At 38.7% G+C, this 17,431-nt stretch carries 14 protein-coding genes; 2 read left to right on the top strand and 12 right to left on the bottom strand.

From position 1 onward, the window contains the following. Positions 1-15: 15 nt before the first annotated feature. The 11 genes from JNO66_RS07865 to bla form a co-directional block, all read right to left on the bottom strand. The gene (locus JNO66_RS07865; RefSeq protein WP_203087719.1) at positions 16-1,311 is read right to left on the bottom strand and encodes a Gfo/Idh/MocA family protein; all 1,296 of its coding nucleotides are present in this window, start codon (positions 1,309-1,311) and stop codon (positions 16-18) included. Beyond that, positions 1,308-1,946, bottom strand: coding sequence for a YesL family protein (locus JNO66_RS07860; protein WP_203087718.1), 639 nt, complete (start codon positions 1,944-1,946; stop codon positions 1,308-1,310). Before JNO66_RS07860 ends, JNO66_RS07865 begins: the two co-directional genes overlap by 4 nt. Before the next feature lie 13 nt (positions 1,947-1,959). Continuing rightward, positions 1,960-2,460 carry a hypothetical protein gene (locus tag JNO66_RS07855; RefSeq protein ID WP_203087717.1) on the bottom strand — a complete coding sequence of 167 codons (501 nt, stop codon included), beginning with the start codon at positions 2,458-2,460 and terminating at the stop codon, positions 1,960-1,962. 31 nt (positions 2,461-2,491) lie between these two features. After that, a complete protein-coding gene (locus tag JNO66_RS07850) occupies positions 2,492-4,057 on the bottom strand; it encodes a glycoside hydrolase family 43 protein (protein ID WP_203087716.1) in 1,566 nt (521 codons plus the stop codon). Between the two features lie 15 nt (positions 4,058-4,072). Then, positions 4,073-4,948 (bottom strand): carbohydrate ABC transporter permease, encoded by an 876-nt coding sequence (locus JNO66_RS07845; protein ID WP_203087715.1) that lies wholly within the window; start codon positions 4,946-4,948, stop codon positions 4,073-4,075. 14 nt (positions 4,949-4,962) lie between these two features. Beyond that, on the bottom strand, positions 4,963-5,925 hold the full coding sequence (locus JNO66_RS07840; RefSeq protein WP_203087714.1) for an ABC transporter permease: 963 nt from the start codon (positions 5,923-5,925) through the stop codon (positions 4,963-4,965). A gap of 48 nt (positions 5,926-5,973) precedes the next feature. Beyond that, complete coding sequence (locus tag JNO66_RS07835) at positions 5,974-7,473, bottom strand: extracellular solute-binding protein (protein WP_246483209.1); 1,500 nt, start codon at positions 7,471-7,473, stop codon at positions 5,974-5,976. A gap of 314 nt (positions 7,474-7,787) precedes the next feature. After that, positions 7,788-9,296, bottom strand: coding sequence for an extracellular solute-binding protein (locus JNO66_RS07830; protein WP_203087713.1), 1,509 nt, complete (start codon positions 9,294-9,296; stop codon positions 7,788-7,790). A 161-nt stretch (positions 9,297-9,457) separates the two neighbouring features. After that, complete coding sequence (locus JNO66_RS20905) at positions 9,458-11,797, bottom strand: AraC family transcriptional regulator (protein ID WP_203087712.1); 2,340 nt, start codon at positions 11,795-11,797, stop codon at positions 9,458-9,460. Between the two features lie 25 nt (positions 11,798-11,822). Continuing rightward, on the bottom strand, positions 11,823-12,578 hold the full coding sequence (locus JNO66_RS07820; RefSeq protein ID WP_203087711.1) for an NAD-dependent epimerase/dehydratase family protein: 756 nt from the start codon (positions 12,576-12,578) through the stop codon (positions 11,823-11,825). A gap of 463 nt (positions 12,579-13,041) precedes the next feature. Beyond that, the gene (bla, locus tag JNO66_RS07815) at positions 13,042-13,974 is read right to left on the bottom strand and encodes a class A beta-lactamase (RefSeq protein ID WP_203087710.1); all 933 of its coding nucleotides are present in this window, start codon (positions 13,972-13,974) and stop codon (positions 13,042-13,044) included. A gap of 185 nt (positions 13,975-14,159) precedes the next feature. Here bla and JNO66_RS07810 point away from each other — a divergent pair, with 185 nt between their 5' ends. Together JNO66_RS07810 and blaI are read left to right on the top strand one after the other, a co-directional pair. After that, positions 14,160-15,941: a BlaR1 family beta-lactam sensor/signal transducer gene (locus tag JNO66_RS07810; RefSeq protein WP_203087709.1), complete on the top strand. Its 1,782-nt coding sequence runs from the start codon at positions 14,160-14,162 to the stop codon at positions 15,939-15,941. An 11-nt stretch (positions 15,942-15,952) separates the two neighbouring features. Next, positions 15,953-16,345 (top strand): penicillinase repressor BlaI, encoded by a 393-nt coding sequence (gene blaI / locus JNO66_RS07805; protein ID WP_203087708.1) that lies wholly within the window; start codon positions 15,953-15,955, stop codon positions 16,343-16,345. A gap of 104 nt (positions 16,346-16,449) precedes the next feature. Here the strand turns inward: blaI and JNO66_RS07800 are convergent, their stop codons facing one another. Beyond that, a complete protein-coding gene (locus JNO66_RS07800) occupies positions 16,450-17,415 on the bottom strand; it encodes an ABC transporter substrate-binding protein (protein WP_203087707.1) in 966 nt (321 codons plus the stop codon). Between the last annotated feature and the right edge of the window lie 16 nt (positions 17,416-17,431).

Genomic DNA, 17,431 nt, shown 5'->3' with positions numbered 1-17,431 from the left:
AAAGGTGTCAATTCCTTAGCCCTTAATCTCTTCATAATTATGCTTTAACAACTGCTCAATATCAATTGGAAGTCCACTCTTCGATGACTTCCATACAGCTTCTCCAACAGCAATCGAGTAGGCACCTGCCTCGGATCCCGCTAGAATTTCGTACGGTCTTGTTGGGTCTGGTCCGAGGAAAATATCTTCCTGGATTAGAGGATCTCCACCACCATGTCCTCCATCATTCTTCACAACGTGAATGACTTCTTTTGATCCGAATAACGGGAAGAAATCAATCGTTTGCTCAGGTATTGGGAACGGTGTACGGTCAGGAGAATGAAACTCTGTTGTTTCCAATCTACCTTTTGTTCCATTGATCGCTAGACGATACCCCTCGTATGGTAGAGAGAAGTTGATAGAATAGCTGAGTAGCGCCCCTTTATCGTAACGTACGCTGGCAGTATACGTATCTTCAATTTCAATTTCATGATCAAAGATACAGGCATCAGGACGATAATTTGTGTACGCTTCCATTTTCTGATCACTATTTAAATGATCATCTTCAGTTGCGCCCGTTCCACGTCCAAACCAACGCGTGTAATAAGGACAAAGATGCTGTTCCTTACAGGTACCACAGAATCGATTATCTGTAGGGCTTGGGTTAAGCTCTCCATCTTTTCCGTAGTAATTGAGCGCACCATGAGCGAAAACCTGCTCTGGTTTTTGATCAATCCACCAGTTTACTAGATCAAAATGGTGAGTTGATTTGTGAATGGAAAGCCCACCTGAATACTCTCTCATTCGGTTCCAGCGCTTGAAGTAACTAGATCCATGATACGTATCAATATACCAGTTCAGGTCAACAGAGGTAATGCGTCCAAGCTTACCATCTGCAATCAATTCTCTAATTTTGCGGTGATATGGACTGTATCGGTAGTTAAATGCCACCGTCACTTTCCCTTTGCTCTTTCCTTCAGCTTCCATGACTCGTTTTGCATCTTTTACCGTTGTAACCATTGGTTTTTCAGTAATGACATCTAGATCATGTTCAAGACCTTTTACAATGTAATCAACGTGCGAGTCATCCCGTCCTGTTACAATAATGGTATTAGCACCTGTCGTTTTAATCATCTCATCAAACTGCTCAAACTGTGTATAAAACGGGGTTCCGACAAGCTCTGGGAACTTCTCTATACAGATCTCTTCACGTCTCGGATCAATATCAAGTAATCCAACAATTTGATTTGTTTGCGAAAATTGATACATCACAGGTTCCATAAACATCTTTAATGCACGATTACTAAGACCACATACTGCTATTTTCCTCATGTTTGTTGTACCTCCTGTGTTTGAGCTTTTCTTTCAAGCGAATGATGAACTAATTTGAAGACCCACATTAAGAATGTAGCGGGCACTGCAGCACCAAAGAATAAAATGAGACCTGGTATAGTCATGAACAACATCTGCAAAGCATACAAACCTACTAGTACTAAGATGAGATACGTTGGATGTCCAAAGGCTAAGGCCAAAGCTGTCTTGATTCGGTCTAATCCTACAACATCAAAACTAACGTAGGTCGGGAAGAGAAAAATAACCATAATCGCAAATGCAACGCCAACTGCTATCATCGTGTATCGAATAACAACGTAGGTCCATTCCATTCCAGTAAATAATGTAAGATTCCAATAAATCAAGAAGCCCACTAGAATTAACGCAATACCTAAACCATTTGAACGAATAAATTCTTTTTTATAATTTGCCCAAAATATAGCAAATACTGGTTCATCCCAGTCGCCCTGCATCCATTTCTTGCATACAGCAAACATCGCAACAGTCGCTGGCATGAAGCCAAATAAGACTAATCCTAAAAGAGTAAACCCTAACCATAAAGCGTTTACATATGCGAGCTTATAAATGGCTATACTGATTCGATAGAAGCTTCCCCAAATACCTGGCATTTCCATAATCTCACCTCATTTAGTTGGAAAATAGTATGTTCAGTAATTCTGTTGCTTTCTCTTGTTCTGGACTATAAACAGGTATTCCTATCATGTGGTCCTCTGTTAATTCAACATCATTGCTTTCGATTACAGTACTCTTATTCAAGTTCAGTGCTTTAATTTCCTCTTCATTTGCCTCATTTTTACTATATTGATTTAATGACTGATCAGACTGAAACCCCTCAAGAGGAATGAGTGCTTCATATTCAACCATCTGATGAGCTAACGCTTCTTCCACAATAAGGAGACTAGACTGATGACTAGCAAGCTCCGTTAACAGTCTCTCTTCCACTTCTGGAAAAAACGTCACCTCCGTTTCTTGATCCAACAATAACTCTGCTTCTATCTTGTCTTTCTGCTCGTAGATTTCGTCAGAGAAGACAATTACTTTCATTTGTTCACCATCTGATTGACATGCAGCCAGAAGGATACTGAGACTTAACCCCACTAGCAACATTGCTTTTTTTAGTGTTTTCATTTCTCACATCCCCCTGTTCTACTAGCCTATTTTATTCCGTTCCCTGATAGTGAAACCAATCAAAGTCAGCATAGTTATCACTCGTTGTTCCTGCACTTGTGGCGAATGGTCCAAGGTAGGCTCCAGTAAATCCGCCTGCCTTATCTGTACTAAGAATTCGACCATCTTCTTTTTCAACGAGTACGCTCCATTGGTCTGGCTTCTCTCCGTAATAGAAATAATAATCCTGTCCATCTGCTTCTACTTTTAAATAGATAACGTTCCCTTTAAATGGACTGCTCGCAACAACCTTTTCATTCCCACCCTCTCTTCTCACCAATTGGATGACTTGTTCTCTTTCATTAAGAGCAACTTCAAATCGAAATTGATAGTCATGATTTTGAATAAGTAACAGTCCTGCTGTTTCATTCTGCTTGGCTGGTGAAAATTCGAGCACAGTTGTTGCTGTGAAATCTAGATGCTGTTGGCGCCGTCCTATGAAACTAGGAGTATTGTATTCAACTGTTGACTCAGGACGAAGGTTTAACCTTAGAAACCCTGGTCGATCAGTTAATGAATAGCTGGCTTCATCTGGTGTCCGCAAGAAATTCCACCTTAAATCAAGTTCTTTGCTCTCAAACGAATCAAATGTGGGTAAGCTCGGCCATTTGTGTTCTGGTAGATCCGGACTTTCCATTTCAAATTCGATTTTACCTGTATCCGGACACATTACCGGCCAGTCATCTTCCCACGTCATAGGTGCAAGGAAGGTTTCACGGCCAAGATTTCGGTAGTGTCCGCCATAAGGTCTTGAGGCCAAACAAACAAGCCACCAATCTCCATTTTGCGTTTCAATGATATCTGCATGACCTACATTGACAATTTTGGACTGTTTTCCTAAATGCCGATGTGTGAGGATAGGATTACGTTTTGACGATTCATATGGCCCTGTAACTGACTTGCTTCGCGCTACGGTGACTGCGTGCGTATACCCCGTTCCACCTTCAGCAATGATTAAATAGTAGTATCCGTTTTTCTTATAAAGGTGAGGCGCTTCTTGTGCATGCGCGTTCTTTAATGCGCCGTCCCAAATACTCAGTTGGTCTCCTACTAGTTTCCCTGCATCCAGATCGAGTTCCTGTAACCAGATCTCTTCATGCTTGAGATGCGTTTGACCAGTAGGTGGTACACGGTTTCCTGTATAGTACACTTTTCCATCATCATCAAAAAATAGTGATGGATCAATGCCCGGTGCTCCTTCAAGCCAAACTGGATCAGACCATGGTCCAGCTGGATCTTTAGCTGTTACATAGAAATTTCTACGTTCCCCTCGTCTTGCGACAACAAACGTTGTGATCATGTAAAAGGTTCCTTCATGATATCGAATAGTTGGTGCCCAGATCCCAGCGGAAGGTTCGGTCCCCGAGAGCTCCAGCTGAGAAGGACGATCCAGCACATGTCCAATCTGTTTCCAATTCACTAAATCGCGACTATGGAAGATCGGTACGCCGGGGAAGTATTCAAAAGTAGAAGTGACTAAATAATAATCCTCTTCCACTCGACATATTGAAGGATCCGGGTAAAAACCCGGAATGATTGGATTCTTAAACGTATTCACAATTGCCTCCTTCTATTAACCTTTCATTGAACCAATCAGTGCACCCTTTGCAAAATACTTTTGCAGGAATGGATACACCATAAGCACCGGAATCGTCGCTACTACAATAACCGCCATCTTAACAGCGATCTCTGGTGGTGGAACATCTGTATATTCAGATCCGTCATAGCTTAAACCAGAAGCTAAAACAACGACCTGTCTAAGTAGAACCTGAACCGGCCACTTTGAAGCGTCATTTAAATAAAGAATCGCGTGCATGTAAGTGTTCCAGTACGTCACCGCATAGAACAACGATATCGTTGCAATTGCGGGCATTGAACATGGAAGCACGATGCGGAACAATACACCGAAATCGTTACAGCCATCAATCTTTGCTGATTCTTCTAAACCAGCTGGAAGATTCATAAAGAAACTTCTCAGGATGATCATGTTAAAGGCATTAATTGAAACCGGAATTACAAGCGCTAGCAAACTATTCATTAGTCCAGTCTGCTGAACAACTAGGAATGTAGGAATCATTCCCCCGTTAAAAAGCATAGTGAAGATAATAAAGAACATAATGAAACGTCTACCAACCAGGTCTCTTCTTGATAATCCATAGGCTGTGAGAACAGAAAGGAACATACTCCAAGCTGTTCCTCCAAGTGTGACTCCAATTGAGACAAGCATTGCCGTCATGATGGTATCTGTAGAGAAAATATATCGATATGCATCCAAACTAAAAGTTGTTGGAAAGATTAAAAAGCTTCTTGAAGCAATTTCTGCACTCGTCGCGAAGGAGCTACCAATAACGTGTACAAAAGGAAGTACACACAAAAGTGCTATTACGCCGAGAATGAAGGCATTAGCCCCTGAAAACAATCGGTTTGAAATACTTTTTTCGCCTACCATATGTGTACTCCTTTCTAATAAACGCCCTCTTCGCCGTATTTTTTGGCCAATTTATTAGCACCAATAACAAGGATGAGGCCGACTATTCCTTTAAAGAAACCTACTGCTGTACTATAACTAAATTGTCCTTGCTGCAGACCCGCGGTAAAGACGTACGTATCAAAGATCTCTGCTACGGCTCGGTTAGAAGAGTTAAGAAGTAGATACACATGCTCAAAACCTAACTCCAGTACATCACCAATTTTAAGAATCAATAGAATAATGATAACGCTTCTGATAGATGGAAGCGTAATATGCCAAATCTGTCTTAAACGACTAGCCCCATCAATTTTAGCGGCTTCATACAGCTGTGGATCAACTCCAGCTATCGCTGCTAGGAAGATGATTGTTCCCCAACCTGATTCACGCCAAATAATTTGTAAAATGTACATCGGTCTGAACCATTCTTCACTTAAAAGGAAGTTGATCGGACCAAAGCCCATTGCTCGTAATAAACTGTTAATGATTCCACCGTCTAATGTCAGCATCACATAACTGATTGAAACGATGACTACCCATGACATAAAGTGAGGAATGTAGATAAGTGTCTGGATACTCTTTTTGTAAACTTGATGTCTTAATTCATTCAGCATTAGAGCCAAAATAATCGGTATCGGGAAAGCAATGACCAATTGTAAGATAAACAAGACAATCGTATTCTTAAAGATCATCCAGAAGTCAGGGTCTTGGAATAATCGTTCAAAGTGTGCAAAACCAACCCAAGGGCTTCCACTAATTCCGAGATACGGCTTGTAGTCTTGAAATGCAATAATCAAACCATACATAGGTAGGTATTTGTAAACTAGAAAGTACAAAATACCGGGAGCAATCATTAAGTAGATCAGCTTATTTTTCTTTAAGTTCTTTAACCGTTCCTTACGCCTGGCCGCTTTAAGGTTTACTTTTTGATTAGGTTCTAAAGAAACTTGACTAGCCATACTACACCCCTTTCATTGTAAGGAGCAGTTTCCTGCTCCTAAATGTGATTAGTTTAATTCGTTATAAGACTCTGTATACTCGTCCATAATTGTTTGTCCACCTTGATTTTTCCAGTTGTCGACAGCTTTATTAAATCCATCCTCATCAATTTGTCCAAGAATGTACTGATACGTGGCATCTTGGATAATTGATTGAAGTCGCTCACCGTTTTGGATATATTCATCTGAATGCAATCCAATGGATGCGTCTTGAATCAAATACTGCTCGTTATCTTTTTCAAGCTCAGTTGCTTTTGTTTTAGGTGGATAATCAGAATATCCTTCATAACGTCCACTTGTTTCGGCTTCACCAATTTCAATCGAAAGATATGGTTTCACTTCACGGTCAGCAGCTTGCTGGTTTTCAGCAATCGTTTTGGCGAGTCCATCTTCTACTGTATAATGCTCATCTTCTACTCCCCATACAAGAGTATTCATTGTGTCGGTATCCATCAAATTGTCAAAGAAATCAAGGATTTTCTTAAGCTCATCCTCTGTTTTAACAGCTGATTTCGGGAACATCATTAAGCTTCCATATCCAGGAATAGACCAGATTCCATATTCACCGTCTGGACCTTCAACATAATTGTGAACATCCAGTTCTACATCAGGATTTAAGGCAACCGCGTCACGATAAATGGTTTCAACGTCACCCATTGATCCAATGTAAATTCCTGCCTTTCCTGTCTTAAACATATCCTGTTGATCCGTTTTACTTGTTACAGGGAAATCTTGATTCATGTATCCGTTTTCATGAATGTCTTTAATATAATTTAACGTATCCATATACTCATCAAACATAAATTCCGGTGTAACGACTCCATCCTTGATTCCCCAATCATTTGGAGTACCATGCCATGAAGCTATCGCTTTAAATGCACCATACTGCATGTCATTACGGTCTGTAATTCCAATCGTATCGTCTCTGCCATTCCCATCAGGATCGTCTTCCGTAAAGGCGCGAGCCATCTCATACACTTCATCAATGTTTGTTGGCGCTTCAAGACCTAAGTTATCAGCCCAATCCTTACGATAAATAATTCCTGATCTTGATAACGGTCTTCCTTGATAAATAGAATAAATCTTTCCATCAATCTTTGAGTTCTCTAGAATCTCAGGCTTTAATTTGCTTAGATTCTCGTATTCTTCTAAGTAAGGTCCAACTTCCCAGAATTGATCATCTTGGATTGCTCCGATAAAAAGATCTGGATTCTGGATGGACACAACTTGAGGGAGTGTACCTGTTGCGAACGCTGCATTTAATCGCTCGTCGTAATTATCCCCTGGTACCCATTGAATATCGAGTGTTGCACCTGTTGCTTCTTCAATCATATTTTGGATTTTTTTATCCGGCACCTCAGGCGTATGCAATGTAGCCATCATTGTAATGGGCCCATCACTTGCTCCTCCACCTTCAGATGAAGCGCTTTCATTTTGATTACAGGCAGTTAACCCTACTAGCCCTACACAGACTCCTGCATATAGTACGACCTTCTTAGTTCTCTTCAATGTAATTCCTCACTTTCTCAGGTGACTTTTCGTTTGGCTTTTTAAGCTTAGACTTAGTGTAACGAGCAATGAACATATTGAGAATAATCATTGCATTGGTTGGTTTTTTCTAGATAGGATAAGGGTTTGAGCTGACATATGGTTTAATGATTACTAGGGTTACTTTGCAGATTATGATCTAAACAACGAATAGATGAACTTTAGTCACTTTGAAAAAATCAACTTGAACATGCAAAGGACATCTCTTTAAAAGAGATGTCCTTCCTAAAACATACCATGATATAACCATTTCCACGGACTTCACTAGAAACTTCTTACTGAGCGTTATATGCCTCTGTATACTCATCAATCATATCTTGACCACCTTGGTTCAACCAATTGTCAACGGCAGAGTCAAATCCAGCTTCATCAATTTGTCCAAGCATGTACTTATATGTGGCATCATCAATGATTCCTTGTAGGCGATCACCGTTTTGTACATACGTATCTGACACTAAACCAACAGATAAATCTGGTATTAAGTAATCTTCATTATCCTTCTCTAGCTCTGTTGCTTTTGTCTTTGGCTCATACTTAGATAAACCTTCGTATTTACCCGTTGTTTCTGGCTCACCAATCTCAAGAGACAGGTAAGGTTTTACTTCTCGATCATTCGCTTGCTGGTTATCAGCGATTGATTGTGCTTTTCCATCTTCAATTTCATAATGCTCCCCTTCAACGCCCCATGTCATGAGGTTCATATTCTCAGGATCCATCATCTGATCATAGAAGTTAAGGATGTGCTTCAATTCCTCTTCTGTTTCTACAGAAGAACGAGGGAATAACAGCATTCTGCTGTAGCCTGGAATCGACCAAATCCCATACTCACCATCAGGTCCTTCCACATAGTTATGAACATCAAATTCAACATCAGGGTTTAGGTCAGTCGCATCTCTGTACAATGTTTCAACGTCACCCATTGAACCAATATACATTCCGGCTTTTCCTGTTTTAAGCAAATCCTGTTGATCTGTTTTACTTGTTACAGGGAAATCCTGATTAATGTAACCGTTCTCATGAAGATCTCTAAAGAAGTCTAACGTCTCTTTATACTCATCAAACATAAATTCTGGTGTGATTTTCCCGTCTTTTTCACCCCACTGGTTTGGTGTCCCGAACCACGAAGCAACAGATTTAAATGCCCCATACTGTAATTCATTTCGGTCCGTTAACCCAAATGTATCGTCTCGACCATTTCCATCGGGATCATCTTCGGTGAAAGCTCTGAGCATCTCATATACTTCATCAGTAGTTGTAGGAGCTTCAAGACCTAATTCGTCTGCCCAATCTTTACGATAGATGATTCCTTGTCTTGATAAAGGTCTCCCTTGATAGATTGAATACAACTTGCCTTCAAACTCCATATTTGATAACACGTCTGGCTTTAAATTTTTCAGATTTTCAAACTCATCTAAATAAGGTCCGATTTCCCAGAATTGATCATCTCTTAGGGCCTCATAGAACATTTCAGGACCGGAAACGTATATAACTTGAGGTAAAGTGCCGGTAGCAAACGCTGCATTCAAGCGTTCTTCATAGTTGTTTTGTGGAACCCATTGGATATCTAACGTTGTATCCGTATTTTCTTCAATCATATTTTGGATTTTTTTATCTGGCACTTCAGGTGTGTGAAGCACTGCCATGATTGAGATTGGTTTCGATTCTCCTTGAGAAGCATTCGAATTACCGCCTTCGGAAGCGCTTTCATTTTGACTGCAACCAACTAAACCTAACATTCCAACTAAGACACTTGTACAGACTACCGCCCTCTTCATTTTTTTCATACATTCCTCCCGAATATTCTGTCTATTGGCTCCTAAGCTCTGTTAAAAACCTACTCAAAGTGTAGTGCCTTAATTGAAAAACATTAATAATCATTTTATTAGGTTCGTGTAACCCTTGTTACATATGGGTTACACGAACCTAATCTTTTAACTTTTCATTTTTATCCATTTTTAGAATGAATCGTATGGTCACGTCTATTGTCTGTACGGTATTGCCCTGGAGTTACCCCCTCAAGTTTTTTAAATGAACGAATAAAGTTTTGAGAGTTATTGTATTGAAGCTTTTCCGCAATTTCTTTGACTGGTTTTGTTGTTTCTGACAAAAAGTGTTTAGCCATTTCAAAACGATAGTACGTGACGTACTCACTAAATGTTTTTCCAGTACTTTGTTTAAAAACAGTACTTAAATAATTCGCATTGTAGTGCAAATGTGCAGCACATGATTCGAGTGTTAATTCTTTATCATAGTGTTCTTGTACGTAAACAATCATTCGATCGGCCAACTGTTGATATTGTGAATCATGGATAGTGTTAAACCGATCAAGCAACGGTTTTAATAAGTTCTTTTTAAACCATGCCCTCACATCTTCTTTTCGATGCAACTTAAGCAATTCCTTATAAAGGTCTGCCTCAGTCCGATCTTCAAGCTTTGTTTGATAAAGGCCACTTTCTTGTCTAAGTCTTAGCAACTTTGTTAACAGCTGATTAAATGAAACCTGGTACTCCCCTAAAAATTCAGCTTTATCAAAAATACTATTGATCCAATCATCAAATAATGTATGGGCATTACTCGAATCCCCTTCTCGTAAGGCTAGCATGAGCTCGCCTTCAACCTTCTTAGGGTATTGATAGTCAGCCAGCTTTTTCCTTGATCTAGATTTAATACTTTCATAGAATATGACAACATTTTGCTCATACTTTAAACGATGAGCTAAAGCTTCTTTTCCTTCCTGCAGAGCAGAAGGAGCATGCGTAAAGTCTGTAAATGGTTCACTTACCCCAATACTAATTGGTAATTTAAGATACTTATCAATGTAGTCATGAATAAGCTCAGTCACCTTATACGAAAACTGACTGATCTCTTCTGGAGACCCTTCTTGTCCAATCAGAATTAATAAAGATCGATCATTCCAGACGGTTGGTAAGCGGTTCGGCTCTTGAATGACTTCTTCAACAATGTTTTTGATTGCAAATGTATGCCACTCGTCTTGTGGGACACTTAATTCCTCATCTTTTAATTGGTGGTCATAGTCATACCTAAGAATAATCATTGTCATGGTATCCCAAGAATCGATTTTCTCATCAAGCTTATAAATTTTGCGCTTTTCATTTACTTCAATCGGGTCAAATGTCTTCCCTTCGTAATAGCTTCTAAGGAAAAATAGAACAGATTGCTTTAAATGTTTGTGTATATCTTTCTCCAATCCAGCTTTCGAATCAAAAAGCTCATTAAGATGACGTTCAATCTCCGCTACGTCATTGTTATTTGCTGTAACAGGAACCGATTGAGACTGTCTCGCTAGATGAAGCAAATTATTAATCGGTCGATATAAGTTTCGACTGATCACCCACACAGCAAGCAAGCAGAAAAGAATAATACTGGCAACAATAATAAATGTAAACCAACCAATCGCATTAGATTCTTTTGTTAATTCCTTAAGTGATGCACTATACACATACGTCCAATTATTATCTGGTGAAGTTGCATACGTCACCACATGCTCGTCCCCATTTACTTCGGTTTGATACTGTCCTACCTCTTTAAGCTCACTAGGCAGACCTTGATTGTAACCAATGTCTAAAAGAGATTGGCCAATGTTATCAATATTTTGATCTATAAGTATGTTTCCGTTCCGGTCGAGAACAAATTTCTCGCCTAATCCATTATTATCCGCAATCATGTCTAATAACGTACACATTGGTATATTTGCTAATACCATACTCGTTTTATTAATGGTTTTTTCAGGGAGCTTTTTGACTAAGCCAATCGTATAAGCGCATTCTCGGTTGATAAGATCATCACTAAATTCATCATTCTTAAGTAAAACCCAGCCCATATCATTCTCAATATTCATAAGAGATTCATAGTTTCCAAGGTCACTGTGTTGATCAAGCCTTTTTAACCCATCATTCTTTACAATCCAATTTTGCTCCGTATTAACCATGATAACCTCTTCCACTTTAGTCCCAAGGGATTGCAGGCGGATAAAGTCACCCTTCATGTTATCCAATAATTTAAAATCTTCAGCAATCAATGGACGCCTCAAGGCTTCATTAATTGTTTGTGAATCCACTAACACATCTACAGAATGGCTGACAATTGAAAGAGTCTGTTCAATATTTGATCGCATTTGCTGTATAAATTCAACATTTTCATTACTTACCTTTTCTTCTACTTGGTTAATGGACTGGTTGTAAGAAAAAACCCCCACAATTAGAACGGGGATAATACTAATAAGTGCTCCATACAAAATCAATCTTGCCTTGTAACTGTATCTCACTTCATTACCCCCTTGTTCCGAAGGCTTATTCCTTTAATACATCCTGTGCATTTCGTAAAGAGCGAAAATGAAGCTCTTTTTCCGCACCGTCAGTAGACCAAGGTTTCCCTTCATTATCTGACACAGCGTAATAGGTCCCTGTTTTCCTCGTTGATTCAAGAGCTAACCGGAAGTATTGAATCAGGTCCTGCTCTGTTAATAAGGTATGCTGTAGACGTTTATTCTCAATAAGTGCTTGCTTTGATGCATCTTTCGGAAACGACCCAATTCGTATATTTACTACAGAAAGGTTTTGTTGTTCTGAAAATAGCATCCCTAACTGTTCTGAGGCATATTTAAGTACCCCATACAACCCCTTTGATTTTGGGACATCATCCGTTGTTATTTCTCTTTTAAGTTGGGATTTTCCCTCTTCCTCATACCTATCTGTTACATGGTTAGAACTTGCAAAGATTACTTTGGGCACCTGCTTTTCTACAGCAGCCTGTAGCACATTATAGCTCGACCGAAAGAAAAGATCCGTCATTTCATGAAAGCGCGTTTCATCAAGACTGTTTTGTGTATTTGTATTTAAAAGATTAATTAAGGCTGTACAGTTACTCGGTATATGTTGGATTAATTCATTTTTACTTAGCGCATTTGCATGCTGAAAATAAACATTCGTTTGGTTTATTTTGGGATCGTTTAAATCCAAAATTATCACCTTATAAAGTGGGGAAAGCCCCTTGGCGAGCGCCTGCCCGACCGTTCCAGTCCCTCCAATTAACACAATTGTCTCCATCGCTAGACTCCACATCCTTTGTACAGCGTAATTGCGACCTACAACCATGTAGTTTCTCAACAAAGGAACTTCTTATGCATTGATATTCAACGATATCTCGACAAAAATGACATATCTTAACTATAGCATGTTAACGTTTTCATAACAATGACTCAATTTGGCTCGAACTCTTACGACATCTATCATTTTGATCTAAAATCTTGAGTTTATGATTACACAATATGCTCAACACATTCATTCAATCTGATGTAAGCTCTCCATGGATGATGTAATTTTTTTAGGATAGGGAATATTTGTTTAGTTCTATTGGGTGGCTAAGCAACCTTCCTATGAAGGGAGTTACTCGTATTTTCCGTTGAGATAAGAGGACGAGGGACAGTTTCAAAAGTATGCTAGCCCCATGAAATTAAAGAGCTAGCCTATAAACTTAGTTATATAAAATCTATAAATATAAACAAACACATTATTCGTTATAGAATGTCTGAGAAATTAATTTAGAAGCCTTTGCGATTAGTTGATCATCGTAATCAGCATCCTCCTCAGATCGACTAGACAAGATAGCCATTACGATTGGTTCACGATCCGGTGGCCAGACAATCGCAATGTCATTTCTGGTCCCATATCCTCCAGCTCCTGTTTTATCTCCAACCTCCCAATTTTCTGGCACACCTGCACGGATAAGAGAGTCACCTGTTGTATTTCCTTTTAACCACTCTATAAATAGTTCTCGCTTATCAGCAGAAAGGTATTCACTCAATCCAAATACCTCAAGCGTCGTAGCAAGCGCTTTTGGAGTGCTTGTATCTCTAGAATCTCCTGGAACCGCCTCGTTTAATTCTGTTTCAATACGGCTGGGGATGGTCGTCGTGTCCCCACTATCTCGTAAAGCTTCTTCAAACCCTTTTGGTCCACCTAATTCTTCAAATAAAAGGTTTCCTGCTGTATTATCACTATATTGAACTGCTGCTATAGCAATATCCTTTAAGCTCATGCCATCATTTACATATTGTTCTGTGATCGGAGAATATGTAACAATGTCTTCTTGAGTATATGTTCTTACCTCATCTAATGCTGATAACGAATTTTGCTGTAGCAGGATAGCTGCGGCTAAGGCTTTAAATGTAGAAGTATAGGCAAAGCGATCGTCTTCTCGATATTGGATGGTTTGATTGTTTGCTGTATCTATTACATAGATACCAAGTCTTGCATCGTATTCTTCCTCTAGTTCTCTAAAATTCTCGGTTAAAGTATCTACATTAGCAGATTGGTTATTCCTTTCACCCTCTTCAATTTTAAGTTCTAATTCCTCTTGTGAACTTTGCTTATGGCATCCGGCTATGACACACAACAAACTTAACGAAACGAGCATGTAATAAAAGTATCTTTTTTTCACCATGATTACCTCCAAATCATTTTGTGCCATTCTACTGCTTACAGAACAACAGAACGTAAAAATAAGATTACATTTGTAATCATTATTCTTTATGATATGATATTACATATGTAGTCAAAGGAAGTCAATATTCATTTTTGGCCATCATGCTAATAATTAGGCAAAAGAGGGTCGGTGTATACTAAGCCATGTTTCTATCTCATTTTATAATCGGTTTATGTGTCTCTTCATTCTCTATTACCGTAATCCTTTTCCTACGAAATAGATTTGGGAGACAATTAAATGCAAAAGGAAACTATTATTTATGGATGTTTCTATTAGTCATGCTACTATTTCCATTTATCCCTACACATGTATATTATGCAGGTTCTTTCTTAAATGATGGAAGCGTAATTGATAGGAATTTATTCCAATCGAATGGTGAATTGTCTGGTATTGATGCTAGAAGAGGTCTTGATGTCATTCAGGACTTTTCCGTATCCGTAAGTCGTCTAGATTTATCCTTTATCGGTACATTGATCTTCGTTATATGGTCAATAGGTGTCATACTGTTCTCAGTTCATATAATACGGGGGTTAGGTACGCTTAGAAGAATTAAGAAGAGGTCTTCGGCTTTTACTAATCAAGGCATTTTGTCCATTTTTGAAGATTGTAAGAAAAGGCTAATGATAAACAAATCTATAATTGTCATTAGCTCAAATAGAATCTACTCACCCATGATCTTTGGACTTTTTAGAACATACATTGCGTTACCTTCTAAGCATGAGCATTGGATTAGTCCAAAGCAATACGAATACATTTTTCTTCATGAATTAAATCACTATAAGAATAAAGATTTGATTACAAATTATGTGATTGTTTTCTTTCAAATCGTTTATTGGTTTAATCCTTTGGTATGGATCGCATTTAAGGAAATGAGACTGGACAGAGAAATCGCTTGTGATGCATCGGTTTTAAACCTATTGGATGACCACTTACTTATTGATTATGGAAATACGATTATTAATTTCGTAGATTCTACAAAGCAAAATAAAAAACTTCATATGGTTTCACAAATATATGGCTCCAAAAATCAGTTAAAGAAACGCATTCAACAAATCTCAGCCTTTAAATCGAACTTAAATAGAACTAAAAGTAAACAGGTGTATATTTACTTACTAACTGGTATCATTTTGTTTGTTCAAATTCCTATAGTATCCGCATTTTCATCAGAGAATAGCCGATATGATTTTGATTACGGTAGTGCGACTATTGAGGACTTTCAAGGTCAGTTTCAGGGATACGAAGGAAGCTTAGTTCTTTATGATAAAAATGCTAAACACTATCATATATATAATGAGGAGAAGAGTAAGCTGCGTGTTTCTCCTAACTCTACTTATAAAATTTTCAGTGCTCTCTTTGCACTCGACTTAAATGTCATCTCTACTGATCATTCTACTCTTCCATGGGATGGGTCAGAGCAACCATACACCGCCTGGAGTAAGGATCAGGACGTGTCATCCGCAATCCAACGTTCGGTAAATTGGTATTTTACGGAGTTAGATTATAGAATGGGGCTTGAATCTATCCAATCTAACCTTAAAAATATACATTATGGGAACACAGATGTTTCAGGTGGTTTAGGAGAATATTGGTTAGAATCTTCGTTAAAGATTTCTCCTATTGAACAGGTTCAATTGTTACGAGCTTTTTATGAGAATCAGTTTGGATTTAAAGAATCGCATATCAACCTGATTAAGGACTCTCTACTTCTCGAGAGGAGCCATAGCGCTCAACTATCTGGAAAAACAGGTACAGGCTCCGTGAATGGTCATGATACAAATGGTTGGTTTATTGGGTATGTAGAGACTGAGAATAATACGTATTTCTTTGCTACCAATCTACAGAGTGAAGATCATGCTTCTGGAAGCACAGCTTCAGAAATCACTTTAAAGATTTTGAATGATTTAAGAATTTATGAAGAAAATTGAAGGTGATTAACATGGACAAAAACATTCCTAATATATCAGAATCCGAATGGGAGATTATGAACACCCTTTGGGCCAAAGCAGATCTAACAGCTAGTGAGATTATCAGTTCACTACAAGAGAACACGAACTGGAAACCTAAAACCATCCGAACGCTTCTTGATCGTTTGGTTCAAAAACAAGTAGTAGGTGTAAATAAGACTCAAAGAGTTTACACCTTTTTTCCTCTTTATACGCAGGAGGAGTGTCGCCGCGCTGAGACTAAAACATTTATTAAGCGTATATACGGAGGAACCGTTAAATCAATGCTTGCCCAGTTCATCGAAGAAGAGTCGCTATCTTCTAATGAGATTAGCGAGCTGCGCTCAATGTTAGATGAAAATTTGAAAAATAAAAATAAGAAGTAAATAGATTCGATGTCTCGTTGAATAGAGAAAAAACGTAACTGCCATTGTTACAAAAAATAAACTCTAAAACTTACAAAAAAACAGACATCGCTAGGATGGCTGTCTCACTCTGCTTCAATCAATTCTTCTGCCACTTGATCAACCACAATATTTAACGCAAGTGGTGAGTAGTACCCTACCCATAATGCGGTATCTTTTTCATACACTTGATCTTCTTGTACAGGCTTTAATCCCTGCCAGATGGAGGTCTCCATAAATTCCTTCGTTAGTTCTTCATTTGTTGCATCCTGCAGTAAGAAGAAATGATCTGCTTCTAATTCAGGTAAGATCTCAATTGAAATCATTGAACTCGTATCTGACTGGTCTTCAGCAAGCTCTGGCGCTTTTAATCCTAAATCATTATAGAGAATTTCTGAAGTCCGATGATCGGTTGTATGTAAACGAATCATGTCATCTCTTGGACGAATGAGAGCAACCGTTTCTTCAGACATCGTTTCAGATAGTTCTTCTCTTAACGCATCCACTTTTTCACTATAATCCGCAATGGTACTCTCTGCTTGATCTCTTTTCCCTAAAATGTCTCCCATTTTTAGTTGAATCGTTTTCCAATCTTCCATTCGATCGAATACGAGCGTAGGAGCAATACTTTCTAATTGGTCTTGAATTCCTTCATGAGCATCTGTTGCAATAATTAAATCTGGTGTTAATGAAAGAATGAGCTCTACATTCGGTTCTTCATACGTACCAAGTAGCTCCGGATCCCCAGGTAAGTCCTCAAGGTAATCGGGAAGTGCCTGATCTGTACTTGCATATACGGTTCCCACTGGCTGTTTATCTAAAGCCAACAAATGATCCAAGAATTGAACATCAAGAACGACAATATCCTCTGGCACTTCTTCGAATGTCATTTCCCCTTCTAAATGTTCAACCGTTACTATTGTTTTTTCCTGTTCGTTCGCTGCTTCGCCAGTATCTTCGTTTATATTTTGATCCGTTGTAGAATCCCCACACGCAGTGAGAAACAAGCTGATACTCGCAAACAACGGAATGATCGCTTTTCCTTTCATCATACACACCCTCAATTCT

The organism is Alkalicoccobacillus gibsonii (genome assembly GCF_016798245.1).
GTDB lineage: Bacteria > Bacillota > Bacilli > Bacillales > Bacillaceae_D > Alkalicoccobacillus > Alkalicoccobacillus gibsonii.
The sequence above is the reverse complement of the archived record's forward strand: the minus strand, read 5'-3'. Positions and strand labels throughout refer to the sequence as shown.